This is a genomic window from Ligilactobacillus salitolerans (assembly GCF_003864415.1).
Taxonomy (GTDB): Bacteria; Bacillota; Bacilli; order Lactobacillales; family Lactobacillaceae; genus Ligilactobacillus; species Ligilactobacillus salitolerans.
This window is the reverse complement of the sequence record NZ_BFFP01000021.1, coordinates 19,010-42,923: the sequence shown is the minus strand read 5'-3', so window position 1 is coordinate 42,923 and position 23,914 is coordinate 19,010. Positions and strand designations below refer to the sequence as shown.

The window sequence follows — 23,914 nt, the reverse complement described above, 5'->3', positions numbered from 1 at the left end:
TTAAGCGTGGGTCTTTAATCCCAAGACGATCAAGTGTACAATTATCCATGAACAAAACTTCTTTCTATTTTCGTCATTTAGACGAATTGGATTTGGGGAGACAAGGTGTAGTGGCCTTGTCTCTTTTTTTATAATAATACAAAAAACAAAAAAACTGGTACAGATAGTAAAATTTCTCTATCAGTACCAGATATTATAGAACCCAAAAACAGGGGTATTCGTTTGATTTTATATTCATTTACATGAATATGGAAAATATTTTTCAAAAATTTATTTTTTCACTTGAATGTTTTTTCATTTCCGTCTAAAATATAAATACATTTGTAAGAATATAAATGCCGTGTTGCTTATAATTTTTTATATTAATATGTAATATATTAGTAAAATTATATAAAACGGCTGAAATACCAGGCATTTTTCAAATGTTAACTAAGAGAAGGTGCAGTTTAAATTGGAAAATACATATGGTTTGTTGAAAGAAGCTTTGAATGTCTCGGCGCAACGCGCACAACTTAATGCTAACAATATTGCCAACGTCAATACACCAAACTACAAGGCCAAACGGATCGAGTTTGAAAGTTTATTGGACAATGCCTTAGACCAACAAACGCATTTAACAACGACGTCTGCTCGCCACATGCAGGCTGGCGGGGGTATTACCCCGCAAGAGACTTCACGTTCTAATACGACAGTCAAAGAAAATGGCAACAACGTCGATTTGGACGTTGAAATGCTCAATCAAGCACAAAACGGCTTATATTACAGCGCGTTAACTTCACAACTCAAGGGCCGTTATCAAATGATGAGTTACGTCATTAATCACTAGTTACTTGGGTCAAGACATAAATATGGGGGCAAATAGCTATGAGTATCTTTAATGGGTTGCAGATCAATGCCAGCGGACTAGCCTTAGAAAGGCTGAAAATGGATACAACTGCAACAAATATTGCAAATGTCAATACCACTAGAACACCTGCAGGCGGACCGTATCGCCGTAAATCAGTTCAATTTGCAGAAAACCTGCGGCAAGTTGAAAGTGCCGGTGATGATTTAATGCAAGCTGGCCAGCGGCGCAGTTCTGGTGTCAGGGTAACGGGGATCGCACAGGATCAGACTGAAAAGTTGAATTATGCACCAAATGATCCGGATGCTGATCAAAATGGCTATGTTCATTTGCCAAACGTGAATTTGGCAGATGAAATGGTCGACTTGATTCAGTCGCAACGGACCTATGAAGCTAACGTAGCTTCCAGCCAGGTCAACAAGCAGATCTTAAGCAAGGCGTTAGAGATTTCGGCAAATTAGGGAGAAGAAAATGGCACAAATTAGTGGGATTACAGGTTTAAATAATTATGCTGACCAGTTGCGTAAGGTAACTGGTTTAACTGACTCAAGCAAAGAAACAAGCAAGGCAGGGGCTTCCTTTAGTACATACCTAGATAAAGCGATGTCGGGTTTAAATTCCAGCATGAAAGTCATGGATCAGTCAACAGCTGACATGATCAGTGGCAAACAAAATGATCTCGGCCAAGTCATGGTCAATATGACCGAGAGCCAAATTACACTTCAAACTGCAGTTCAAGTTCGCAATAAGGCTTTAGAGGCTTATAACGATCTCAAGAACATGCAGTTTTAGTCGTGTATTGGAGGCTGCAGAGTGAATAAGGTAAGAGATTTTTTTGAAAATTTAAAAGATAAGTGGACAAATGCCAGTCGAGTCGTTAAAGTCGCGCTTGTGGCCGGGATCATTAGTCTGGTGGCTGCTGGCGGGATCACATATTACTTAAACACCCGCGTCGACTATGCTGTCTTGTTTTCTAATTTAAGCGATGCTGATGCCGGAACGATCACGCAAGATTTAGAAGAACAAGATATCAAATATAAGCTAAAAGATGACGGGAAAACGATCCTTGTCGATAAGACGAAGGTTGACCAGTACCGGATCGACATGGCGGTCGATAACAAGCTGCCGGACAGTACGCAAGGATACGAATTGTTCGATGATACGAGCATGATGACGACTGATGAAGACCGTAAGATCATGTATCAGCGGGCAACAACCGGTGAACTGGAACGTTCGATCGAATCGTTGAATGCGGTCAAGAAGGCTAAAGTCATGCTGACGATGCCAGACGACGATGTTTTTAGCGACGATTCGAGTGCTAAAAAGGCCAAGGCGTCGGTGGCGCTGACCTTAAACGGGACTTCGATCTCTAATTCAGCGGTCCAAGGGATCGTTGCCCTGACAACGGGTTCGGTTAAAGGGCTGACGACTGACAATGTCAAAGTGGTCGACAGCAACGGCAACGTGTTGGCGGACGGAAAAAATGAGAGCGATGATTTGACCGGCGCCAATAGCAAGTATATGCAGCTGCAAAAGCAGTATGAAAAGCAGCTGGAACAAAAAATCACCAAAGTCTTAAAACCGATTTCCGGTGAAAATGCAGTTAGTGTTGCAGTCAATGCGGATTTGAATTTTGATGCGATCGAACGCAAGACGACGAAGTACACCAACCCGAATATCCGCTCGGAAAACGTGCAGGCTAACGGCAAGCAAGCAGATGTTGAACAAGCTCAGACTGGTGAGACCGATGATAATGTCTCAAACGTGACTGGTTCCAATAATGATGATGGTGCTTCTTACAGTCGGACTGTGAATAATGAATTGGATACTGATGTTGTCAAACAAGTTTCAGCACCAGGGGCAGTGAGACGATTAACGACTTCAGTCGTACTAAAGGGTGATGTAGCTGGTGATCAGCAAGCCCAAATTAAGAGCATTGTGCGTTCTGCAATTGGGTATAACAAGGATCGGGGCGACAAGGTCACAGTTCAGGCTTTGGCGATCGAAAACCCGACACCAAAAGTTAAGCATGTTAAAACTCAAAAAGCCGGGGTCCCTTGGTGGTATATCGCCTTGCCGATCGCTGTGATCGCAATCATTTCCTTAGCTGCTTTCTTGATCATCAGAAAGACGCGTCGTGACCGTGAAGATGAGGAATATTATGACGATGACTATCCAGTTGATGTCACTGACCAAGCTAGTCAGGCAAGCCAAGAACTGCAGCCTGCACCTGAAGAACCGGAAATGCCAGTAGAAAAATTACGGGAAAAGCCAGAGGCTAAAGAACGCCACAATAAGGATCGACAAGCTCAAGACTATGCTAAAGACAATCCAGCAGTTACTGCTGAAATGTTGAAGGCTTGGATGAAAGATCACTAGAAAGGAGAGACCAACGATGGCTCAAATGAGTGGAGTAAAAAAGGCCGCGATTTTAATGATCTCTCTGGGGTCTGAAACATCCTCAAAGGTCATGAAACTATTACCTGAATCAATGATCCAACAGGTCAGTTATGAAATTGCAAATACCGAATATGTGACTCCCGCAGAAAAAGATGCTGTCATTGATGAATTTGTCGATACGGCAACTGCCAGACAGTATGTATTGGACGGTGGGCTAGACTACGCTAAGGATCTGCTGATCCAATCTTTGGGCCAGCAGCGGGCTAAGGAAGTTTTGGATGTTTTGAATACCATCCAGTTGCGCGAACAGCCCTTTAATATCGCTCGACGCGCGGATGAACAGCAGTTAGTTAACCTGCTGAGCGAAGAACATCCGCAAACGGCGGCCTTGATTTTGTGCTATATGCAATCGGATAAAGCGGCCAGTGTTTTATCCCAGTTTTCTAATGAACGGCAAACAGATGTGGCGGAACGGATCGCTACGATCTCGACGACATCCCCGGCAACTATCCACCGGATCGAAAAAGTTATGGAGCAGAAGTTCTCCAACATCGTGGATGGCGAACGCGAAAATATCGGTGGTGTGGGAGCCTTGGTCGATATTCTGAATTCGAGTGGACGCAGCACCGAAAAAACGATCCTGGCAGGCTTGGAGAGCAGACAACCAGAGTTGGCCAGCGAGATCCAAGCCAACCTCTTCACCTTCGAAGACCTGGTCAGCTTGCAGCGCCTGGATGTTCAGAAGGTCTTGCGCGACGTACCAAACGATGTCTTGGAGCTGGCCCTGAAAGGCTCCGACGAGAATATCAAGGACTTCATTTTTGCCAACTTGTCCTCACGGGCGGTCGAAAATATCAAAGAAGACCTGGAATTCATGGGGCCGACAAGATTATCAGCTGTCGAAGAAGCACAGCAAAAAATCGTGGCAGTTATTCGCCAGTTAGACGAGAAGGGCGAGATCTACCTGGGCAGAGGGGAGCAGGATGCAGTTGTCTAGTAATGTGTTAAAGCAGCAGCAAGGACCATTGGTCGCAAAAAAAATCACCTTAAAAACTAGTGATTTTATCAACCGGGCCCCTAAAACTGAAACTGCTCCTGAACTTGTAGCCTTAGACCGTGAATTAGCCCAAAAAACTGTTGCGTACCAGCAAGAACTAAAGAAGATGAAGGCAGCGATGCTCGCCGAGGCAAAAAAAGAAGCGGCCGACTTGAAAAAAAAGGCTTATCGGACTGGGCTTGCTGAAGGAAAAAAGGCTGGCTTCGAACAGGCCTTTAATGAAGGCAACGCCAAGATCGCAGTTTTGGTGGAACAAGCCCAAAAAAACGTTGAGCAGGCGCTTGAAGAAGTTCAAACATACAAAGAACAAAAACAGGCTGATTTTCAGAAATTTGCGGTTGGTTTGGCAGAAGTTTTGCTTAAAACGCAATTGGAATTGGACCCCGCCAAGATCACCCAGCTCTTAAGTCCGCTTTTGTTTGAATTTGAAAAGCCGGATGAGGTCTTGATGATCTGGGCTAATTCCAATTACCATGACCCGCTTGTTTCTAAAATGGAGCGAATCAAGCAAGAAGTCCCTGATCTGCGCTATGTTATCTTCGATGATGATCATTTAGAAGCCTTGCAGCTGAAGATAGAGTCTAACGAAGCGGTCGTTGAGATCGACTTTGAGCAAGAGCTGCATGATTTTCTTGAGCAATTGTGAGGTTATGAAATGACAGAGTTTAAGCTTGCATTTGATGAATATTTACAGCAAGCCGCCCAGCACAAATTTTATCAACACTACGGTAAAGTCAGTGAAGTTGTGGGGCTGGTGATCAAAGTCGAAGGTTTGCAAGCCTTTGTCGGTGAGGTCTGTGAGGTTTATATCAAAGGGACTGAAAAGAAGACGATGACCGAAGTTGTTGGCTTCGTCAAGCAAACAGTTCTCTTGATGCCGCTCGATGAATTGGAGGGGATCGCCCCAGGCTGTCTAGTCAAGGCAACCGGTGAGACTTTGCAAGTCAACGTTAGTGAAGCAATGCTTGGTCATACATTCGACGGACTAGGCCGCTTACTGAGCGGTCAACAACTTGAAACAACTGAGCAAGACTCATATCCAGCGATGCAAGAATCACCTGATCCTTTCAAACGGCAACCGATCGAGCAGGTGCTGGAAACGGGGATCCGGGCCATCGACGGCTTGCTGACAGTTGGTGAAGGTCAGCGGGTCGGGATCTTCGCGGGCAGCGGGGTCGGTAAAAGTACCCTGCTGGGAATGATTGCTAGATACTGTGTGGCAGATGTAATCGTGATCGGTCTGATCGGCGAACGGGGGCGCGAGGTCAAGGAATTCATCGAAAAAGACCTGGGAGATGGTTACGCTAAGTCGATCGTGGTCTGTGCTACTTCGGATATGCCGCCGCTGGTGCGTTTGAAAGGTGCATACACAGCAACTGCCATCGCGGAGTATTTCCGCGACCAAGGTAAAAAAGTGGTCCTCATGATGGATTCTGTCACGCGCTTTGCGATGGCCCAGCGTGAAATTGGGTTGTCAACCGGTGAACCGCCGACAACTCGCGGTTATACGCCGTCAGTTTTCGCTGAGCTGCCAAAATTGCTGGAGCGCAGCGGGATGTCTGATAAGGGTTCGATCACAGCCTTTTACACTGTCCTGGTCGAAGGCGATGACATGAACGAGCCGATTGCGGATGCTGTCCGGGGGATCTTGGACGGACATATCATCCTTTCCAGAAATATTGCCGCGCAAAATCATTATCCGGCAATCGATGTTCAGCCCAGTGTCAGTCGTTTGATGAAATCGCTGGTTTCTGATGAGCATAACCAATATGCCAGTGAGCTGCGGGAAAACTTGAAAACCTACCAGGATTCAAAAGACTTGATCGACATCGGAGCCTATAAAAACGGTACGAATCCAGTGATCGATCATGCGATCCAGCTCCACCAGCCGATCGATGATTTCTTGTGTCAGCCAGTCGAGGAGTTCTCCAGTCTGGCAGACACCAAAGAAAAGCTCGCACAGTTGTTTAGTGTCACTGGTTCTTTAAACGAAGGTTTTACAAATAACGAAGGATAGTTGGTCAAGATGGAAAATTTTACTTTCTCTTTGCAAAAAGTCCTAGAGTACAGAATGCAAGTCGAAGATCAGGTCAAAGCGCAATTTGCACAAATTGTTGCTGCTGAAAATCAGCAGAGCAGTTTATTGGATGAAGTCGTGCAAGAAAAGAATGCCATGATGGAAACACCGCAACGATCACTGGGACGAATGCAGGTCACCCGGCGTTATCTCATGGCTTTAAATGAACAGATCATGTTATGCCGCCAACAGCTGCTAGAATTAGGCAGCCAAAAAGAAGAAGTTCGGGCACAGTTGATTGAAGCCCAAAAGCAGCGCAAAGTTTTGGAACGCTTAAAAGCGAAACAATTAACAGCTTTCAAAAAAGAACTAGCAGTTGATCAGCAAAAACAGCTGGATGATTTTCACCGGCCAAAACAGCTGCTTGGCGTCAACTGATCACTATTGTGAAAGTGTAAGGGGGGATACACATCATGCAAAAAGTAGTTCAGGTCTCGGAACCAGTACAGGCACAGGCACAAACAAAAGCTGCTTTGCCTTCCAGTAAGCAGCAGGATAAGTTTCAGTCGTTGCTGTTACAGGGACAGACACAAACTGCTCAACCGGAGAAACAACAAGGGCAAGCTCCTGGAGATGAAACAACCACATCTGATCAAGCAGTAGACCAAGGCCAACCGGAGCAGGCCCAAGAAGTTGCCGCTGAGCAAAACCCGCAAAACGAGCAGCAAGCTGAGCAAATACAAACACCAACGGCAGGAATAGACTTCGTTGTTGGCCGGACAGACTTACCGCAAGCAGCAGGTGAACCGCAATTGGCACACCAACCTGCACCAGCTCCGACAACTGAAACCCATTCAGTTGCAGCAGTTCCTAGCGGGATGAATGAGCAGACGCTGCCTGTTCAACTTGATCCTTTGGCGCAGGAAACTGCACCAGTTGATTTGCAAGAAGTGACAAGCCAACCGGTGTCAGCTAACGGAGCAACGGTTCCTCAAGCTGAGACAAAAGGGGCAATCACTTCCCCAAAAGCTAGTCAGCTAACTGCAACTGTGGAATCATCTCAGCCAATTGAGCCAGTACATACAAATGAGATGCCGCTAACAGCTGACAAACAAGTTTTGCCGCAGGCAGCAGGCTCAACAACGACTACAGAAGATACTCAAGCGCAGGTACCTGAGGGACAAGCAGCCACAATTCGTCCAGGTCCGCAGTTGCAGCAGGCTTCTCCAAGAGAAACGACTAATACAACCGCAGAGCAGGCGGTTGAACCAACAGCCATACAGGCTAGCGCAACCAAAGTAACGCCCAGCCTGGACGAGATGGCAACTGATAGCATGCCAGCACCAAAACCGCAGCTTGAAGTTGCGACTCAAGTCAAGGTGCAGGCGGTCCCAACCAACACGTTCACGCAAACAGCAGCAGCCGTTGGAACTTTGGATCTGAGTCAAATTCAGCCAGGGACACTCAGCAGCCAGCAGAGCAGCAAAGCTAGCAGTTTTGAGACTTTGATCACAACTGCCAACTCTGCGGCTAGTGAAACTGTGACAACTCAAGCTGCCCAGAAGCTGGAAAGCATCCTTTCACCAGTTGTTAAGCAGGGCATAGCTGCTGGTCAGCCGCAAAATCAGCAATTAGTCTTTAAATTACAGCCGGCTAATCTCGGTGAGATGAAAATCGTGGTCAAAACCAACCAACATTCGGCCCAGTTGCAATTCGAAGTCCAAAATGATGCCGTCAAGGATATGCTGGAAGGTGTGACTCGCAAGCTAGACCAGATCTTGACGCAATTACAGGCGGAGCCTAAAGGCACTGATCAAAGTATGATCCAAGCTGCCGGCAAGATGACTGCCAGTCAATCGTTGGGGACTTTAGGCGAGCAAGGAACTGCTCAGCGCGAGTTGTTCCAGCAAGGACAAGAACAGCGCCGCTATTCGCAAAATCGGCGGCCGACTGCGCGGATCGTCAGCGAGGAACCTATTACAAAAGAAGAGCAAGATAACCACAGTACGATCAGTTTGCTAGTCTAGCGCGGAAGTATATGTAATTTTTGTACAAAATCTCTATCTAAAACGAGTTCCGAGAAACAGCAAGTTGTGCTGATCCAACTCCAACACCACCTTGAAAAAAGCGCAAGACGGTGTTCGGGTCCGATCATGCTCACTTGCTCCCGTTTCTCTCCACTCTCTACAAAAAGGAAGGATCCTATGAATACCGATATCAGTAGTTTGACCGCCAGTACCCTTGGCAGTGCTTCCTCTGCTAGCAGCGCTGCTAATTCTAGTTCTACTAAAAAAACTATGGGTCTGGATATGGACGATTTTTTGAAGATCTTAGCCGCTTCCATGTCTAACCCGTCATTGACAGGCGAAGGCGGCGACAGCAGCAGTAGCGGGACGGACTATGTCTCACAAATGGCCCAATTTGCCACCTTACAGCAGTTAAATGATATGTCCAGCACGCTCAATACTTCATTATTACTCACTCAACAGCAGCAAGCTTTTAATCTGATGGGTAAAGAAGTGACCGTGCTTGACGAAACCAATGCCGAACATCACGGCCTAGTCAATCAAGTCAGTTTTGCCGGCGGCAGCGCCATGATCACTGTTGACGGGACCCAGTATTCACTGGGAGCTATTAAGGATGTCAGCGAACCAGCTGAAAATTAAGAATGTTTTCAAATTTATTGTTATTGCTTTGACTACGCTTGCTGCTAGGGACTGCAGCGAGTCGGATCATCGTTTAGGAGGAAATTAAAATGTTACGTTCATTATATTCTGGTGTTTCTGGTATGAAGAGTCAGCAAACGCGGCTCGATGTTATTTCCAACAATATCGCTAATGCGAATACGATCGGCTTCAAATCCAGTCGCGCGAACTTTTCCGATATTTTGAGTCAAACAACTGGCAATGCAGCTGATCCTCGGGCTGATGTCGGCGGGATCGATGGCAAACAAGTGGGACTTGGCGTGCAAGTCGGTGCGATCGACACGGATACTTCCCAAGGGATCCAGAATACAACTGGCCGTGCCCTTGATTTATACATCAATGGGAACGGCTACTTGATTTTTCAACGGGATGCAAGCAACGCACATGTTTACTCTCGCAATGGTGCTTTGAAACTTGATTCGCAAAACTATTTGACTAACTCTGACGGCTTGCGTTTGATGGGGATCCCAGCTGATGGAACGAACATCGCTCCCCTGCAGGTCCCCGCAACCATGAATGGACAGGCACTTGTCCAAGGTCGAGTTTCGATCGGACCTGATGGAACAGTTAAAGCTCGTTATGGGACAGAAGATCAAGTCGTCGGTCAAGTTCAACTAGCAACCTTCGTCAATGCTGCTGGCTTAAGCAAGATCGGTAACTCCACTTATGAAGCTGCGGCTGATTCCGGGCAAGAAGTTGCAGTTGTCCCAGGAGATGATGGGACCAATACGCTGTTAGCCGGAACACTGGAAGATTCGAACGTTGATTTGGCGCAAGAATTCTCAGATATGATCGTCACGAGCCGGGCATACCAAGCTAATGCGCGAAGCATTTCAACCTCTGACGAAATGCTGCAAGAGTTGGTTAATTTGAAACGTTAAAAATAGAAAATAAGCAGGCGTTGCAAATATTAAGAGCAGCGTTTGAGTGAAAGAGCTCTGAAAATCTGAAAAAATTTGCATGAGGGGGACAAGCTGATGATCGGATTAACTTCATTAAAAGGCAAACAGTTTTATCTAAATCCCGATTTGATTTATCGGATCGACGAGACTCCAGATACAGTGATCACACTAACGGATAGCAAAACTTTAGTCGTTTTGGAAACTGCGACTGCCGTGATTGCTTTGATCATTGCTTACCGGCAGAAAATTTTTTCTGGTCGAGAACTTTTGGAAAGGGACAACGAGAGAAATGAAGAATAAGGCTGAAAGAGAAAACACAGAAAACAAAAAAGGCGGCGTGAAGTGGGGCTTGATCATCGTCTTGGTCGTGGTGTTGGCTTTTGCTGCCAGTGCTGCAGGGACTATGCTGACTGGCAAGTATTTTAGCAAGGATGATAATACGGCTGGGAATGAAACTGAAGCTAAAACAACAGCGATTTCCAGCAAGCAGCGTCTGGTCAGCGTCGATAAATTCGTAGTCAACTTAGCGAATGACGGGAACAGTGATCCGCAGTATCTGCGGATCAAGGTATCCTTGCTGGTACCAGATGGCGATGATGCCAAGGATATCAAGAAGCACATGCCGTTGATCCGCGATAGCATGATTCGCGTTTTAAAGCCCAAAAAAGCAGCTGATCTGCTCAAGGATGATGGAAGTATTGATCAGATCAAGACGCAAGTTAAAGATGCACTTAACAAGGATTATGGTCATTCGGTAGTTCAAGAAGTCTATGTCACAGATTTCGTTATTCAATAAGATTTATCAAATTTAGCACAGGGAATTGGTTGGTCTTTAAGCAAAAGACCAGCCAAAAGAGCAGCAATTGGTTGGCTTTTAAGCAAAAGACCAACCGAAAGATAAGTAATCGGATGGAATTTTAACAAAAGACCAACCAAAAGGAGTAGTTTCATGCAGTTAACGTTATCTTTGGTCAAAATGGCAGTCGGTCTAGTCGTCGTGATCATTTTGATCAACCTATTCTTAAAATTTTTACAAAAGTACACGGTCCCGCAAGATAACAAACTGCAGGTCTTAAAGAAGATCCCGGTTACTAAAACTTCGGCTCTCGGAATCGTCCAGGTCGTTGACCGCTACTATTTAATGAGCCTAGCGGAGGCTGGCAGCAGTATTTTGACTGAGTTATCCGCAACCGAAGCCGAGCAGTTGCTTGAACCTAAGTTAAAGTCAGACATGGACGAAAAAAAGTTTGCGAATGTTCTGATTAGAAGAACTGAGCGCTTGAAGAAGAGGGAGAAAAAGTGATGGGCAAGAAAAAAAGGCGCAAACAGCAGCTGCAAGTTTGGTTGTTCGGACTAGCAGCTACTGCTGGTTGGCTTTTGCCGCTGCAAACAAATGCGGCAGGGATCAACGACATCACTCAGGGCGTGACTGATCTGATCAGTGGCGGTCAGACGGGCAGCTCATCTCAAATCGTGAATGTCTTCGTGATGATGACGATCCTTTCAGTTGTCCCTTTGTTATTAGTGATGATGACTTCTTTTACACGGATCATTATGGTTTTGTCCTTTACCAGGAGTGCTTTGGGGACCCAACAAAATCCACCGAACCAAGTCCTGCTTGGCTTAGCTTTATTTTTGACCCTGTTCACGATGAAACCAGTCTATACGGATATCTATCAGGATGCGATCAAGCCTTATAACCAGCATGAAATTACCGAAAAACAGGCATTTAACCGTTCGGAAGTACGCTTAAAAGAATTTATGGGCAAGGAAACCCGGAAAAAAGATATTAAACTCTTCTTGGATGTTTCTGAGGATAAGCATAGTTATAAAAACGTCAAGGAAGTTCCGCTCACCACGCTTACACCAGCCTTTATCATCTCTGAACTGCGGACGGCATTTAGTATTGGCTTTTTGATCTTCATTCCATTCTTAATTATCGACATGGTGGTTTCCAGTGTGCTAATGGCGATGGGGATGATCATGCTGTCACCGGTCATGATCTCGTTGCCGTTCAAGCTATTACTGTTTGTCATGGTCGACGGCTGGTACTTGTTAGTCGAGTCGTTAGTCCATAGCTTTAGTTAGGAGGAGCTCCATGTCAGTTTCATTAGTTTTGACTGTGATGCGTGAGGCCATCATCAGGATCTTGGTCGTTTCGGGACCAATCGTTGTAGTCGCGATGGTTGTTGGGCTGATCGTCAGTATCTTCCAAGCTACGACTCAGATCCAAGAACAGACCTTAAGTTTTGTGCCTAAACTCGTGGCGATCTTTGCGACCTTGATTTTAGCGGGCAACTTTATGATCAATGTCTTAGGTGAGTTCACGCGCTATATCTTTCGTTTGATCTCGGGGATGTGAATGAGTTGGCAGAAGTAGAATTGATCTGTCTGGTCGGCTGCCGGCTTTTTTCTTTCGTTGCGACTGCACCGGTTTTTTCGCAAAAAGGTTTTCCCAATATGGCTAAGCTGGTAGTCGGCGGCAGTTTAACGGTCGCCGCAGTTCCGCTAGCGGGAAAAGCACATGAGCTGACCATGGCACTCTTTGCCTTGGCTGTGGTCAAAGAGGTTTTATTGGGGTTAGCCATGGGCTATATCAGCCAGCTGGTCTTTCAGGCAGTGATCATGGCTGGTTCGTTGATCGACTTTCAGAACGGCTTTTCAATGGGACAAGCGTTTGACCGGACCATGGAAGTTTCTTCTTCCCAGTATGGCAAGCTTTACTACTGGCTAGCCATTGCAGTGTTCTTCATTTTAAACTTGCACCTGCAATTATTTCGGGCGGTGATGAAGTCTTTTACAATGGTTCCCTTGGGAACTGCTAACTTGACTGCCGCAACGGTCAAAGGAGTCGTCCAGCTGACCGGCCAGACTTTAGAGATGGCCTTTAATATCGCGGCGCCCTTGATCATTGCCGTGATGGTGATCGATATCGTCTTGGGTGTTTTATCCCGCTCGGTCCCGCAGCTCAACGTCTTAATGTTGAGTTTATCGTTAAAAGCAACAGTTGGCTTGGTGATCTTCTTATTGCTGCTGCCAAATGTGATCAGTCTCTTAGGCAAAGTCATGCCGCAGTCTTATGAATTTTTGGTGGAATTTTTACGGTCATTAGGGTGAAAAAAGTTAAAGGATAGGTTCGTTTCATGGATAAAGACGGCAAAACGGAAAAACCGACCGCCAAACGGCGCAAGGATGCGCGTAAAAAGGGAAATGTGGCACGCAGCCCTGATTTGACAGCGGCTTTGGCTCTGTTGGTTTTTGCGCTGATCTTCGTGCCGGCCTGGCAGTTTAGCTTGGGTCATTTTCTGCCATACTTGACGGGTTTTCTTGAGCAGATGGGCAACTACGAGCACATGTACACCGATTTGCCGAAAGTCGGCTTGCAGGCGGTCTTGATGATCGTGATCGCTGCTGCACCGTTTTTGATTGTTGGCTACCTGATCAGTTATTTGGGAAATTTCGTCCAGATCGGCTTTCTTTTTACGACCAAGCCCTTGAAACCGGATTTTAAACGATTAAACCCTTTGAGCGGTCTGAAACGGATGTTTAGTCTGGATGCCGTGATCAACTTAGCCAAAACGACGGCAAAATTTATTCTGATCGCCTTTCTGTGTTACCGCAAATATGTTTCGTCGCTGCGAGATATTTTAAATGCCAGTTCGGTCGGAGCTGCGAAAATTTTGTTTTTTATCCTGAATTTCTGTAAGGAACTCGGAGTTCAGATCGCACTTGTCTTACTGATCTTAGGTTTAGTGGACTTGACTTACCAGAACTTTAGTCGGACTAAGAAGCTCAAGATGAGCAAACAGGAAATTAAAGAAGAAATGAAACAAATGGAAGGCGACCCGCAGGTCAAGGCTAAACGCAAGGCCCAATACCAGGCGATGGTCCGCAATTCGATCGCGCAAGTCAAAGATGCCACCGTTGTTTTGGCCAATCCGACTCATTTGGCTTTGGCTATCAAGTATGACAAAGAAGAAACCCCAGTCCCGCAACTCTTGGCCAAGGGAGCCGATGAAGTTGCACAAAAGATGAAGGCTGAAGCTAAGAAACAAAATGTCCCAATTATCGAAAACAAACCGTTGGCGCGAGCAATTTACCCGAAGCTTGAAGCGGGCGATTTTATTCCAGAGGAATTCTTTGAGCCGGTCGCTAACTTGATCGCTTTGGTCTACCGTTTGGATCAGGAAGCTAAGGGTAAAATTTAAGTTTCGCAAATAAAGAGATTTACATGTGATAGGAGAGAGTAAAAACCGATGCACAACAAGAAAAAAGCCGCAAAGAAAAAGGTCATTCAACCAGCTGATCTGGTGATCTCGATCCTGGTTGTCAGCATTATTGGCCTCATTATTATTCCTTTGCCGCTACCAGTCTTGGACTTTTTGATTGCCTTGAATATCGCGATCGCGATGAATGTCTTGCTGATCACGATGTTTACCCAATCGGTGTTGGAATTTACTACTTTTCCGACTCTGCTCTTGCTGACGACGATGTTTAAGCTGGGACTCAATATGTCTTCAACTCGTGCGATCTTATCGCAAGGTAACGGGGGACATGTGATCGCCGCTTTCGCCGATGTTGTAGCGGGCAAAAATTACATTGTGGGGATCATTTTGTTCGTGATCATTATCATCGTGCAATTGGTTGTTGTGACTAATGGTTCTGGACGTGTGGCTGAAGTTTCCGCGCGTTTCACTTTAGATGCGATGCCTGGCAAACAAATGGCGATCGACTCCGACTTAAATTCTGGTCTGATCGACGAAACGCAGGCGCGGCAACGGCGTGAAGACCTGCAACGCGAGGCCGATTTTTATGGTTCGATGGATGGGGCCAGCAAGTTCGTTAAAGGTGACGCGATCGCAGGGATCGTGATCGTCCTGGTCAATTTGATCGGTGGAACGATCATCTTTTCCGCTAAAGGCGACCTGACCATGATGGAAGCTTTGTCTCAATTCGGTAAGTTGTCTATCGGGGATGGACTAGTAAGTTCGATCCCTTCACTGTTGATCTCGATTGCATCTGGTATTATCGTTACCCGCTCGGATAATCATAGTACTTTTGGGAAGGATATCGCCAACGATGCGGTCCGTAATCCGCAGATCTTCCGCATTGTTGCCGTGATCTTGATGATCTTAGGGCTGGTGCCTGGTTTTCCGATCTTGCCATTTGAGCTGATCGGGTTGGGCTTGCTAGGTGCAAGCTATGCCGTTAAGCAACAAGATATCAAGAAGGCCAAAGCCGAAAAGAAACGTAAGCAAACGCTGGCTTTGCAGAAGAAAAAAGACGAACAAGAAGACGAAGACGTGGCTGATTTTCAAGTGGAAACGTTGGCGATCGAAATTGGCTATTCCTTGATCCCTTTGGTTGACAGTTCAATTGACAACAGCTTGATGAGTCGGATCGTGGCCTTGCGTAAGCAAACGGCCCACGAACTTGGGATCTTAGTCAGTCCAGTCCGGATCCGCGATAACCTCTATTTGGATCCCAACAACTATTCGATCAAGATCAAGGGCAACGAGGTCGCAAACGGCGATGTCTATCCTGATAAATATCTGATCTTCAGTCCGACTGGAGAAGAGCTGCCCTTTGATGGGATCAAAGCTGTGGAACCAGCCTTTCATCTAGACGCACTCTGGATCGATGAACGGGATAAAGAAGCGGCTGATCTGCAAGGGTTCACAGTGATCGAGCCGTTAACCGTGATCGCAACTCATTTGAAAGAAATTATCTACGCGCATGCTCCGGAATTACTCGGACGACAAGAGGTCAAACAACTGTTGGAAGGGATCAAGCAGCAAAGCAACGTCGTGATCGACGAACTGATCCCAGATATCTTGCGTTTAGGCGAAGTTGAAAAAGTTTTACAGAACTTACTGGAAGAAAAGGTGCCGATCAACGACTTGGCAACAATCTTGGAAACGCTGGCCGATTACGGGACAGTGACCAAGGATACAGAGACCTTAACAGAATATGTCCGCCAGGCTTTGAAACGGACGATCGCCCACAAGTATGTCGATGAAGATAATAAAATCTACGTGGTGACCGTGCATCCCAAGGTCGAAGAGATGGTCGCACAAAGCATCAAGAAGACGGCAACAGGTTCATATCCAGTCCTACAGCCGTCTACTGTCAACCAGCTCTTTGACGCAGTGACCGCCTTGCAGCAACAGATGCTGGTCGCAAATCTATCGTTTGTCTTATTGACCAACCCGCAGACCAGGCCAGCTTTCCGGAAGCTTTTAGCCTTTAACTTCCCTGATTTGGCGATCTTGTCCTTAAATGAGATCCCGAATGAAGTGGCGATCGAGGCGCAAGGCCAATTGCAGCTGTAAAAAATTAAATTTTTGGAGAACTAATGCTTGCCAAATAACCGCAACCCAAGAGAGGAGAGTTTTCGATGTATGAGTTAGATATGGAAAAACAAGTTCTGAAGTATTTGCCGCTTGTTGAAAAAGTTGTCGCTCGTATCACCGTGAAAAGCTCCGACTATGAGTATGAAGACCTCTTCAACACAGGTGTGATCGGGCTGATGGATGCTTTAAAGAAATATGATCCGCGCAAAAAGGTCCCATTCGAAAGTTATGCATACGTTCGGATCCGGGGAACAGTCATCGATGAGATCCGCAGTCATGGGCGTTTGTCGCGCTACAAATTCGACAATTTAAATCATTATTACGCCGCCAAGCAGGAATTAGAGCAGCAGCTCAAACGTGAAGCGACAGATGATGAAATTTGTCAGAAACTGGGGATCAACCAGAAGAAATTGAATGATATCTATGACAGTTTGCATTATATGGCAAGTATCTCACTAGAAGACGTTTTATTTTCTTCTGAGCAATCAATGTCAACTCAGGATATCTTGCGGGACAAAAAGACTGGCGGTGACGCTGAGAGTGCTTTACTCAAGCAAGAAACAGTCACCGAACTAACGGCAGCAATCAGCAAGTTGACGGAGCGGGAACAATTGGTTTTGAGTTTGTATTATGAACAAGAATTAACGTTAAAAGAGATCGGTTTAGTTTTAGATGTTTCGATCGCGCGCGTTTCACAGATCCATGGGCGTGTGATCGCTAAACTGCGCGGATATATGGAGGCACAAGATGATTCGAGGAATTGATACTTTAAGACACAGTTTTAATGTTTTGCAGGCACAACAGGAAAACTTAAGCAGCAACATTGCCAACGTTGAAACACCAGGTTACCTGCAAAAAAATTTGTTTGAAGCAACCATGGATGAGGTTCAACTACATAATAATCAGGCTGGCATCAAGAATGAGACACGGCATGAAGTTGGTGGATTTACCTGGGGGAATCAGATCGATGGCAGCGCGATCGACACGACCAAGGGTGCATTGAACCCAACTGGTCTGCCGACCGATTTTGCCTTGCAAGGTGATGGTTACTTTGCAGTGCGCTTAGGCAACGGGCAAACTGCATATACGCGCAACGGGCATTTTTCGGTTGATGGCAACGGCCAACTTGTTACCCAAGAAGGGTTCCAAGTCCTTGGTCAAAACGCCGGGCCTGTCAGACTGGGCCAAGGGACCCCAGCTTTCATGTTAGTCAGTTTTCCAGCCAATACCCAGCTGCAAAACCTCGGCGGAACTTTTTACACCGGACAGGGGACACAAGCAAGTAATGCAATCGTGCGTTCCGGGATGCTGGAGAATTCTAATGTTTCTGCTTCAGATCAGATGGTTGAATTGATGCAAACTAACCGGCAGTTCCAAGCCCAGCAAAAGGTCCTCAATTCGACTAACTCGACCTTAGATAAAGCTGTCAACCAATTGGGACGGATCTAAGCTAAATATTGGCTTAGACATACATATTAAGCAGTCTATTTTTTTAAGAAAGAGGAGCCCTTTAGATGAACTTAAATTCGATCTTATCAATTAACCGCACCGGCCTGAACGGCTTGCAAGATAACCTAGATAATATCTCACATAATATCGCCAACTCATCGACGGTTGGGTACAAAGGAATGGTGAGTTCTTTTAATGAATTGATGAATAATAACTTGACTGAAAATGATCTGAGCCTTGGACAAAACGCCGGCGCACTCGCCAGCAGCTCCGGTATCAACGTGGGCAGCAACATGATCGATGATCGAGTGGGTGAATATGAAAATACTGGACGCTCGTTGGATCTGGCGATCAAAGGGAACGCCTTCTTTGGTTTGCAGGGGCCAAACGGGCAAATCTACCTGACTAAAGCAGGCGATTTTCACCGCGACGAAACGGGTGCACTTGTAGCTAGTAATGGTTATCGGGTCGCTGTCAATGCTCAAGTTCCGCAACAAAATTGGCCAGCAGGCGATTTGAAGATCAGCCCCAATGGTCAGATCTCAGCTGGTCAGCAGGTTTTAGGACAGCTCCAGCTGTACACTCCCAATAATGAACACTCCTTGGTCTCAGTTGGTGCCAACTTATATCAGGCGCGCGGCGGTTTCACCTTAGGGGCAGGCAATAGCACGGTCATGCAAGGAACGTTGGAATCGGCCAATGTCGATCTGGCACAAGAAATGACGAATATGATCTCAACCCAGCGCTCATACCAGTTGAATTCCCGGGCGGTCTCAGCCACGGACGAAATGATGGAAAGCATCAATCATTTCACGGATTAATTTTTAGGAGAAGAAATTGATTGAACTGAAGAATGTCACAAAAAAATACGGGCAGGTCTGGGGCATTAAGGATCTGTCGGTCCAAATTGAAGAAGGTGAATTTGTTTATCTGGTTGGGCCATCAGGAGCAGGCAAGACGACTTTTTTTAAACTTTTGGCGGCTCAAGAACAAGCTGACAGCGGATCGATTCGGGTTGGGAACATTGAAGTTGAACGTCTGCACCGTGAACAGATCTACAAGCTGCGCCGGCAACTGGGGATCGTTTTGCAAAGGGACCTTTTCTTCCCACGGTTAACGGTCAAAGAAAATTTAGAAACATGTTTGTCAGCCTTAGAGGTGCCCCAGGAGAAATGGGGATTACGCATCGAACAGGCCTTAGCCAGTGTCAAGATGGGACAGATGACAGAGCGGTTGCCGGCACAGTTATCTGTGGGCCAGCAGAAAAAAGTTGCCTTAGCCAGAGCCTTGCTTAATCAGCCGCCGGTCGTGATTGCAGATGAGCCGACCGCTAATCTGGACGTAAAATCTGCCAAAGAAATGATGCAGATTTTTTTTAGGATCAATCAGGCTGGAACGACTGTTCTGATGGCAACGCATGATAGCACGATGGTCAATTCATTACGCCATCGCACCTTAGAAATTCAAAATTCTCAATTGGTCCGCGATGATCGTCAAGGCGGCTATAGTCGTTTTGCCGATGAAAAAGATGTCTATGTCTGGTGATTTCACGGACAAGATTTAACGCGAACTCTTGCTTTCTTGATCGTGACCTATTTAACAATTTTAATTTCATCCGATAATATCAGATGAAGTGTCAATTTGTCGGATAAGCATGAGACATCTTCTAATATATCGATAGGGAAGGGAAAATAATGGAACAAGGTAAGAAAAAGAAACCTGCTAATTCTGAAGGTAAATTTTTGCCGGTTTTAGCAACCTTCATTATTTTAATTGTTTTTCGGGTTTTTGTTTTAAGTTCAGCAACATCGGGGAGCCTGCAACGCTTTTGGATCTTAAGCGCCGTTGTAGTCCTGGCACAGATCCTCTACATTGCTTTTGCTGGAGGGCGAGGTTCTGTCGGCGGTGGTAACAACAGTTCGGCTTTAGGTCAACTTTCTGCCGAGGTTGAACGGATGGCGGCCGGTGATTTTAGCCAAATCGCGCAAATAAGCAAGGTGCAAGGAAAAGAGCCGCTTTTTGCTAAAGTTAGAGATCAGCTTCTCGGGCTAGGTAATGCTTTTGCTGGTTTAGTCACTGGGATCAGAGAAGAAAACGAAGAGTCTGAGCAGATGGTTGGAGACCTTAGTCAAAAATCACAATCTGCTAAAGATTCGATCGACGGGGTTCGCCAAGCAATGGGGACGATCGCGGATAATGCTAGTCAGCAAGCCGCAGCATCGCAACAGACGGTGACTGAGATGGATGTGCTAGCTAAAGATATCGAGTTGATCAATGACCAGATCACTAAGATGGATCAATATGCAGATGAATCTAAACAAAATAATAGCCAGAATATGCAGATGATGCGCCAGGTTTCGAGCTCATGGAAGAATGAAACCAACAGCCAAAAACTAATTGTTGAAGAAATGAATGCCATGAACGAAGATATTCAAAACATCGGCAACATTATCTCGCTGATCAACGATATTTCTGAACAGACTAACTTGTTGGCGCTCAATGCTTCGATCGAAGCTGCGCGTGCCGGCGAAGCTGGTAAAGGATTTGCGATCGTGGCTGAAGAAGTCCGTGATTTAGCGGAGCAGTCTGGCAAGTCCACTAGCAGCATTCGTGATCTGATCGAATCAATTCGGACTAAGTCCAAGAAGATGACGGTTGATCTGGATCGATCATACCAAGAAAGTCAATCTCAGCAGCAAAACATTGACCATGTCTTGGGCTATAGCGGCAAGATCACTGAAGACGTGGTTAAAGTCAGCGATGGGCTGGCAGATATTAGTACTCGAGCCAATGAGATCAAGAGTAAAAAGGATCAAGTTAACCAGGCTTTGCGGGAGATCAGCACACAGATCAGTGAGACTTCAGCAAGTACTCAAGAAGTTTCGGCTAACTTGGACGACTTCTATTCTTTGATCGAAGGCTTGGAAAAGAGTGTCGACTTGCTGGAACAATCGGGGGAGATCAGAAAATTACAGGTCGATGCTTTTAAACTGTAACCACTGAACTAAAAGTATTAAAGAGGGGGAGCAAAAATGGGGCAATATGTTGTCTTTAAAAGTCACCAACAACTTTTTGCATTACCAGTCGAGATCGTCAAGCGAGTGATCGAAACAGAGAAATTTATTTCCTTGCCTGAAGTCCCAGATTATATTTTAGGGGTTTACGAATACCAAGAGCAGATGCTTCCAATCGTTGACCTGTGCAAGAAGTTATACAATAATTTCTCACCAGTCACGGTTGATTCCAAGGTGATCTTATCCCAGTGGAAAGGCCGCACGATGGGGATCTTTGTGGAAGAAATTATTGGAATCATCGTCTTGCAGGAAACCGACTATGCTAAAGATCTGGATAAAGCAGCACTCAAACATCCCTACATCAGTAAATTTCTCAAAATGGAAAATGAAGAAGTTGTGATCGATTTAAACTTGAACTACCTATTTAATGATGAACAGGAAGCAGAGATCGTAGAGTCGCTAGAAGCTGCACCCGCTGAGTCAGGAAAAGAAGAGAATACGGAAGATGCTGCAGAACTCTAATGAAACCAGAGTAGGGATCTCTGATTACAAAATTTCGTATGCTCCCAATAAGATCATGACGGTAGGATTAGGATCGTGTATTGGCACGATCATCTATGATCCTGCGACTAAAATCGGCGGTTTAAGCCATATCATGCTGCCTGATAGTACACCATTTGAGCAAAATGGCAGGGAACTCAATCTTGCCAAGTATGCGAATACGGCATTGCCACTGATGGTTGAGCAGTTAAGAAAAAAAGCACCGCGGGCGCATTTTAAAGCGAAGATCTCGGGTGGAGCGAACATGTTTGGGTTTAAGAACAACTTAACGACAGCAAGTATTGGCCAAAGAAATGCGCAAGCGGTATTAGAGCAGCTGGAGAAGTTGAAGATCCCGGTGGTAGGCCAAGATACAGGCGGCAATAGGGGAAGAACGATGGTGGTAGACCTGAGCAATTTCCAAACGTTGATCAAGGCAGTCAGGGAAGAAGATAGGTATATCTAAAACAGGGCGGAGCAGAGCGCATAAAAGATGAGCATTATCGGACTCCAAACTTATGGGGCGTATTTTGCCCCAAAAGCTTGGAGTTGGATAAGCGGAATCTTTTGCTCTGCGAAGCCCGACTAAAAAGCACAGGGCGGAGCAAACCGGGTAGGCACCGAGCATCATCGGACTCACCTATTATGACGCGGGTTTAAGCGTCGTGATGGGTGAGTTAGATAAGCGGAAGTGGCTGGTTTGCGTAGCTCGACTAAGAAACAGGGCGGAGCTCGACTAAAATCCAATGAACAAGCAGTTTCCCTGAGAGAGAGAAATGCTTGTTCCAAAATAATTGTGAAAAATACACGAAAGGATCCAGACAGCTGATGTATAGAATTTTGATGGTTGATGACTCGGCGTTCATGCGTAAAGTTATTTCTGATATTTTGCATAAGATGCCCAGTGTTGAAACGGTCCAGACCGCGCGCAACGGGCAAAACTGCTTGGATACTTTAAAGTCTGATCCTAACTTTGATTTGATTTTGATGGATGTCGAGATGCCGGTCATGGATGGGATCACGGCACTGAAAAAAATTAAACAGAGTTTCGCGGTGCCGGTCGTGATGCTTTCGGCAGTCAGTGCACAAGCGATCACGATCCAAGCACTTGAATTAGGGGCAGCCGATTTTATTGAAAAGCCGGTCAACCTGATGTCCATTGAAAATGAATGGGTAAGAGACCTTTATACCAAGATCAAAAACATTTGTACCCAAGGCAGCCGACCTAGCAAGCCGCAGCCGGTAACCGCGATCAAACGGCCTCAGTCTAAAAGCAGGCCGCAACATCCACAGGCAATTGTGATCGGTTCTTCGACGGGCGGCCCTAAGGCTTTGCTAGAAGTGATCGGGAAGATCCGCCAAACGAAGATCCCGATTTTTATCGTGCAGCATATGCCGGCCGGTTTTACCAAGTCATTTTCGGAGCGCCTGAATGAAGAATCAGGGGCGCGGGTCGTTGAAGCAGAAGATGGGATGCTGATCAAAAATCAGATTTACCTGTGTCCAGGTGATTATCACATGACGCTGTCTGGGAGACGAATCTGTTTGGACCAGCGCGCTAAACGCCATGGGACCCGGCCAGCAGTCGATTATTTATTTGAATCGGCAGCTCCGTTATATACTGACCAACTGGCAGCTTTTATCTTGACTGGCATGGGTCATGATGGAACAGCAGGTTTGCAAAAAATCACACAGTCCGGCGGATACGCGATCGCCGAAGATGAAGCTTCCTGTACGGTCTTTGGCATGCCGCGTGCTGCTATTGCTGCTCAGGTAGTAGATGAAGTTATGAGCCTAAAAGAAATTGGGCAAACATTACAGGCAATCGTTAGGTGATGAAAGTGGAACAAAATTTTAATGAGTTCAATCGCTGGGTCGAGCGCAAATATCACATCCACTTGGATGATTATAAGGATCGACAGATGCAAAGGCGGATCAATAATATCATGGAAAGAAATCAAATCGCGACTTTGAGCGACTATGAACGCTTGTTAGATGAGGACCCAGTCAAAAGGGCTGAATTCATCGAGCATCTCACGATCAATGTGACTGAATTTTATCGCAACCATGAATTGTTTAAAAGCTTTGAAAAATATCTGGTTACTCAACTGGCACCGCAGTTTGATTCCTTGAAACTATGGAGTGCTGCCTGCTCGACTGGGGCTGAACCTTATACACTCGCCATGATTTTGGAGAAAAATCGACTGCTGGGCCAGATCACTGCTACAGATATTGACCATGATATTTTGCAGAAGGCACGTAAGGGTGAATACAGTCAGGCAGAACTGAAAAATGTCAGTCCGGCCGATATCAGGCATTATTTTATGGAACAGACACCTGGACAATTTCAAGTAGGATTACCTCTTAAAAAACGGGTCAGTTTCAAGAAACATGATTTGTTAGCTGATCAATATGAGACAGGCTTTCATGCCGTTATCTGCCGGAATGTCACGATTTACTTTAAGCCGGAAGCACGCGACCGGGTGTACCGCAATATTAGTGAAGCTTTAGTCCCGGGGGGAGTTTTATTTACGGGTGCGACAGAAACGTTGAATTCTATTGATAAATTGGGGTTTGAAAAAGTTGATTCATTTATTTATAGAAAGAAATAAGTACAGACCAATTCGTGTCTA

General features: G+C 45.8%; 28 protein-coding genes. All 28 read left to right on the top strand.

Annotated elements, in window-relative coordinates; all coding sequences use genetic code 11:
• The first annotated feature begins 451 nt into the window (after positions 1 to 451).
• Complete coding sequence (gene flgB / locus LFYK43_RS06990; protein ID WP_124976806.1) at positions 452 to 826, top strand: flagellar basal body rod protein FlgB; 375 nt, start codon at positions 452 to 454, stop codon at positions 824 to 826.
• A 38-nt stretch (positions 827 to 864) separates the two neighbouring features.
• Positions 865 to 1,305, top strand: coding sequence for a flagellar basal body rod protein FlgC (gene flgC / locus LFYK43_RS06985; protein ID WP_124976804.1), 441 nt, complete (start codon positions 865 to 867; stop codon positions 1,303 to 1,305).
• A gap of 10 nt (positions 1,306 to 1,315) precedes the next feature.
• Positions 1,316 to 1,636, top strand: a complete 321-nt coding sequence (gene fliE, locus LFYK43_RS06980) for a flagellar hook-basal body complex protein FliE (protein WP_124976802.1) — start codon at positions 1,316 to 1,318, stop codon at positions 1,634 to 1,636.
• A 21-nt stretch (positions 1,637 to 1,657) separates the two neighbouring features.
• Positions 1,658 to 3,223, top strand: a complete 1,566-nt coding sequence (fliF, locus tag LFYK43_RS06975) for a flagellar basal-body MS-ring/collar protein FliF (protein ID WP_124976800.1) — start codon at positions 1,658 to 1,660, stop codon at positions 3,221 to 3,223.
• 16 nt (positions 3,224 to 3,239) lie between these two features.
• Positions 3,240 to 4,241, top strand: a complete 1,002-nt coding sequence (gene fliG, locus LFYK43_RS06970; RefSeq protein ID WP_124976799.1) for a flagellar motor switch protein FliG — start codon at positions 3,240 to 3,242, stop codon at positions 4,239 to 4,241.
• Complete coding sequence (locus LFYK43_RS06965; RefSeq protein ID WP_124976797.1) at positions 4,228 to 4,947, top strand: FliH/SctL family protein; 720 nt, start codon at positions 4,228 to 4,230, stop codon at positions 4,945 to 4,947. The genes fliG and LFYK43_RS06965 overlap by 14 nt, the downstream gene beginning before the upstream one ends.
• Before the next feature lie 9 nt (positions 4,948 to 4,956).
• Positions 4,957 to 6,318, top strand: coding sequence for a flagellar protein export ATPase FliI (gene fliI / locus LFYK43_RS06960; protein ID WP_124976795.1), 1,362 nt, complete (start codon positions 4,957 to 4,959; stop codon positions 6,316 to 6,318).
• A gap of 9 nt (positions 6,319 to 6,327) precedes the next feature.
• Complete coding sequence (gene fliJ / locus LFYK43_RS06955) at positions 6,328 to 6,756, top strand: flagellar export protein FliJ (protein ID WP_124976793.1); 429 nt, start codon at positions 6,328 to 6,330, stop codon at positions 6,754 to 6,756.
• A gap of 35 nt (positions 6,757 to 6,791) precedes the next feature.
• Positions 6,792 to 8,345: a flagellar hook-length control protein FliK gene (locus tag LFYK43_RS06950; protein ID WP_124976791.1), complete on the top strand. Its 1,554-nt coding sequence runs from the start codon at positions 6,792 to 6,794 to the stop codon at positions 8,343 to 8,345.
• A 177-nt stretch (positions 8,346 to 8,522) separates the two neighbouring features.
• Positions 8,523 to 8,984 carry a flagellar hook capping FlgD N-terminal domain-containing protein gene (locus tag LFYK43_RS06945; RefSeq protein WP_124976789.1) on the top strand — a complete coding sequence of 154 codons (462 nt, stop codon included), beginning with the start codon at positions 8,523 to 8,525 and terminating at the stop codon, positions 8,982 to 8,984.
• A gap of 89 nt (positions 8,985 to 9,073) precedes the next feature.
• Positions 9,074 to 9,904: a flagellar hook-basal body complex protein gene (locus LFYK43_RS06940; RefSeq protein ID WP_124976787.1), complete on the top strand. Its 831-nt coding sequence runs from the start codon at positions 9,074 to 9,076 to the stop codon at positions 9,902 to 9,904.
• 96 nt (positions 9,905 to 10,000) lie between these two features.
• On the top strand, positions 10,001 to 10,225 hold the full coding sequence (locus LFYK43_RS06935) for a flagellar FlbD family protein (RefSeq protein ID WP_124976785.1): 225 nt from the start codon (positions 10,001 to 10,003) through the stop codon (positions 10,223 to 10,225).
• Positions 10,215 to 10,721 (top strand): flagellar basal body-associated FliL family protein, encoded by a 507-nt coding sequence (locus LFYK43_RS06930; RefSeq protein ID WP_124976783.1) that lies wholly within the window; start codon positions 10,215 to 10,217, stop codon positions 10,719 to 10,721. The genes LFYK43_RS06935 and LFYK43_RS06930 overlap by 11 nt, the downstream gene beginning before the upstream one ends.
• A gap of 153 nt (positions 10,722 to 10,874) precedes the next feature.
• Complete coding sequence (locus LFYK43_RS06925; RefSeq protein ID WP_124976781.1) at positions 10,875 to 11,228, top strand: flagellar biosynthetic protein FliO; 354 nt, start codon at positions 10,875 to 10,877, stop codon at positions 11,226 to 11,228.
• Positions 11,228 to 12,013 carry a flagellar type III secretion system pore protein FliP gene (gene fliP, locus LFYK43_RS06920; RefSeq protein ID WP_174713974.1) on the top strand — a complete coding sequence of 262 codons (786 nt, stop codon included), beginning with the start codon at positions 11,228 to 11,230 and terminating at the stop codon, positions 12,011 to 12,013. Before LFYK43_RS06925 ends, fliP begins: the two co-directional genes overlap by 1 nt.
• 10 nt (positions 12,014 to 12,023) lie before the next feature.
• Complete coding sequence (fliQ, locus tag LFYK43_RS06915; RefSeq protein ID WP_124976779.1) at positions 12,024 to 12,287, top strand: flagellar biosynthesis protein FliQ; 264 nt, start codon at positions 12,024 to 12,026, stop codon at positions 12,285 to 12,287.
• Positions 12,284 to 13,042 carry a flagellar biosynthetic protein FliR gene (gene fliR, locus LFYK43_RS06910; RefSeq protein ID WP_369692904.1) on the top strand — a complete coding sequence of 253 codons (759 nt, stop codon included), beginning with the start codon at positions 12,284 to 12,286 and terminating at the stop codon, positions 13,040 to 13,042. Before fliQ ends, fliR begins: the two co-directional genes overlap by 4 nt.
• Before the next feature lie 26 nt (positions 13,043 to 13,068).
• Positions 13,069 to 14,133, top strand: a complete 1,065-nt coding sequence (locus tag LFYK43_RS06905; RefSeq protein WP_124976775.1) for an EscU/YscU/HrcU family type III secretion system export apparatus switch protein — start codon at positions 13,069 to 13,071, stop codon at positions 14,131 to 14,133.
• A gap of 48 nt (positions 14,134 to 14,181) precedes the next feature.
• On the top strand, positions 14,182 to 16,257 hold the full coding sequence (gene flhA / locus LFYK43_RS06900; RefSeq protein ID WP_124976773.1) for a flagellar biosynthesis protein FlhA: 2,076 nt from the start codon (positions 14,182 to 14,184) through the stop codon (positions 16,255 to 16,257).
• A gap of 65 nt (positions 16,258 to 16,322) precedes the next feature.
• Complete coding sequence (locus LFYK43_RS06895; RefSeq protein ID WP_124976771.1) at positions 16,323 to 17,042, top strand: sigma-70 family RNA polymerase sigma factor; 720 nt, start codon at positions 16,323 to 16,325, stop codon at positions 17,040 to 17,042.
• Positions 17,026 to 17,727: a flagellar hook-basal body complex protein gene (locus tag LFYK43_RS06890; RefSeq protein WP_124976769.1), complete on the top strand. Its 702-nt coding sequence runs from the start codon at positions 17,026 to 17,028 to the stop codon at positions 17,725 to 17,727. The genes LFYK43_RS06895 and LFYK43_RS06890 overlap by 17 nt, the downstream gene beginning before the upstream one ends.
• Before the next feature lie 65 nt (positions 17,728 to 17,792).
• Positions 17,793 to 18,548 carry a flagellar hook-basal body protein gene (locus LFYK43_RS06885; RefSeq protein WP_124976767.1) on the top strand — a complete coding sequence of 252 codons (756 nt, stop codon included), beginning with the start codon at positions 17,793 to 17,795 and terminating at the stop codon, positions 18,546 to 18,548.
• Between the two features lie 16 nt (positions 18,549 to 18,564).
• Positions 18,565 to 19,272, top strand: coding sequence for a cell division ATP-binding protein FtsE (locus tag LFYK43_RS06880; RefSeq protein WP_124976765.1), 708 nt, complete (start codon positions 18,565 to 18,567; stop codon positions 19,270 to 19,272).
• 149 nt (positions 19,273 to 19,421) lie between these two features.
• Positions 19,422 to 20,723 carry a methyl-accepting chemotaxis protein gene (locus tag LFYK43_RS06875; RefSeq protein WP_124976763.1) on the top strand — a complete coding sequence of 434 codons (1,302 nt, stop codon included), beginning with the start codon at positions 19,422 to 19,424 and terminating at the stop codon, positions 20,721 to 20,723.
• Between the two features lie 36 nt (positions 20,724 to 20,759).
• Complete coding sequence (locus tag LFYK43_RS06870; RefSeq protein ID WP_124976761.1) at positions 20,760 to 21,263, top strand: chemotaxis protein CheW; 504 nt, start codon at positions 20,760 to 20,762, stop codon at positions 21,261 to 21,263.
• Entirely contained in the window at positions 21,247 to 21,747 is a 501-nt protein-coding gene (locus LFYK43_RS06865) for a chemotaxis protein CheD (RefSeq protein ID WP_124976759.1), read from the top strand. The genes LFYK43_RS06870 and LFYK43_RS06865 overlap by 17 nt, the downstream gene beginning before the upstream one ends.
• 362 nt (positions 21,748 to 22,109) lie before the next feature.
• Positions 22,110 to 23,117 carry a chemotaxis-specific protein-glutamate methyltransferase CheB gene (cheB, locus tag LFYK43_RS06860; RefSeq protein ID WP_124976757.1) on the top strand — a complete coding sequence of 336 codons (1,008 nt, stop codon included), beginning with the start codon at positions 22,110 to 22,112 and terminating at the stop codon, positions 23,115 to 23,117.
• Positions 23,117 to 23,893, top strand: a complete 777-nt coding sequence (locus LFYK43_RS06855; protein WP_124976755.1) for a CheR family methyltransferase — start codon at positions 23,117 to 23,119, stop codon at positions 23,891 to 23,893. Before cheB ends, LFYK43_RS06855 begins: the two co-directional genes overlap by 1 nt.
• Positions 23,894 to 23,914 lie beyond the last annotated feature (21 nt).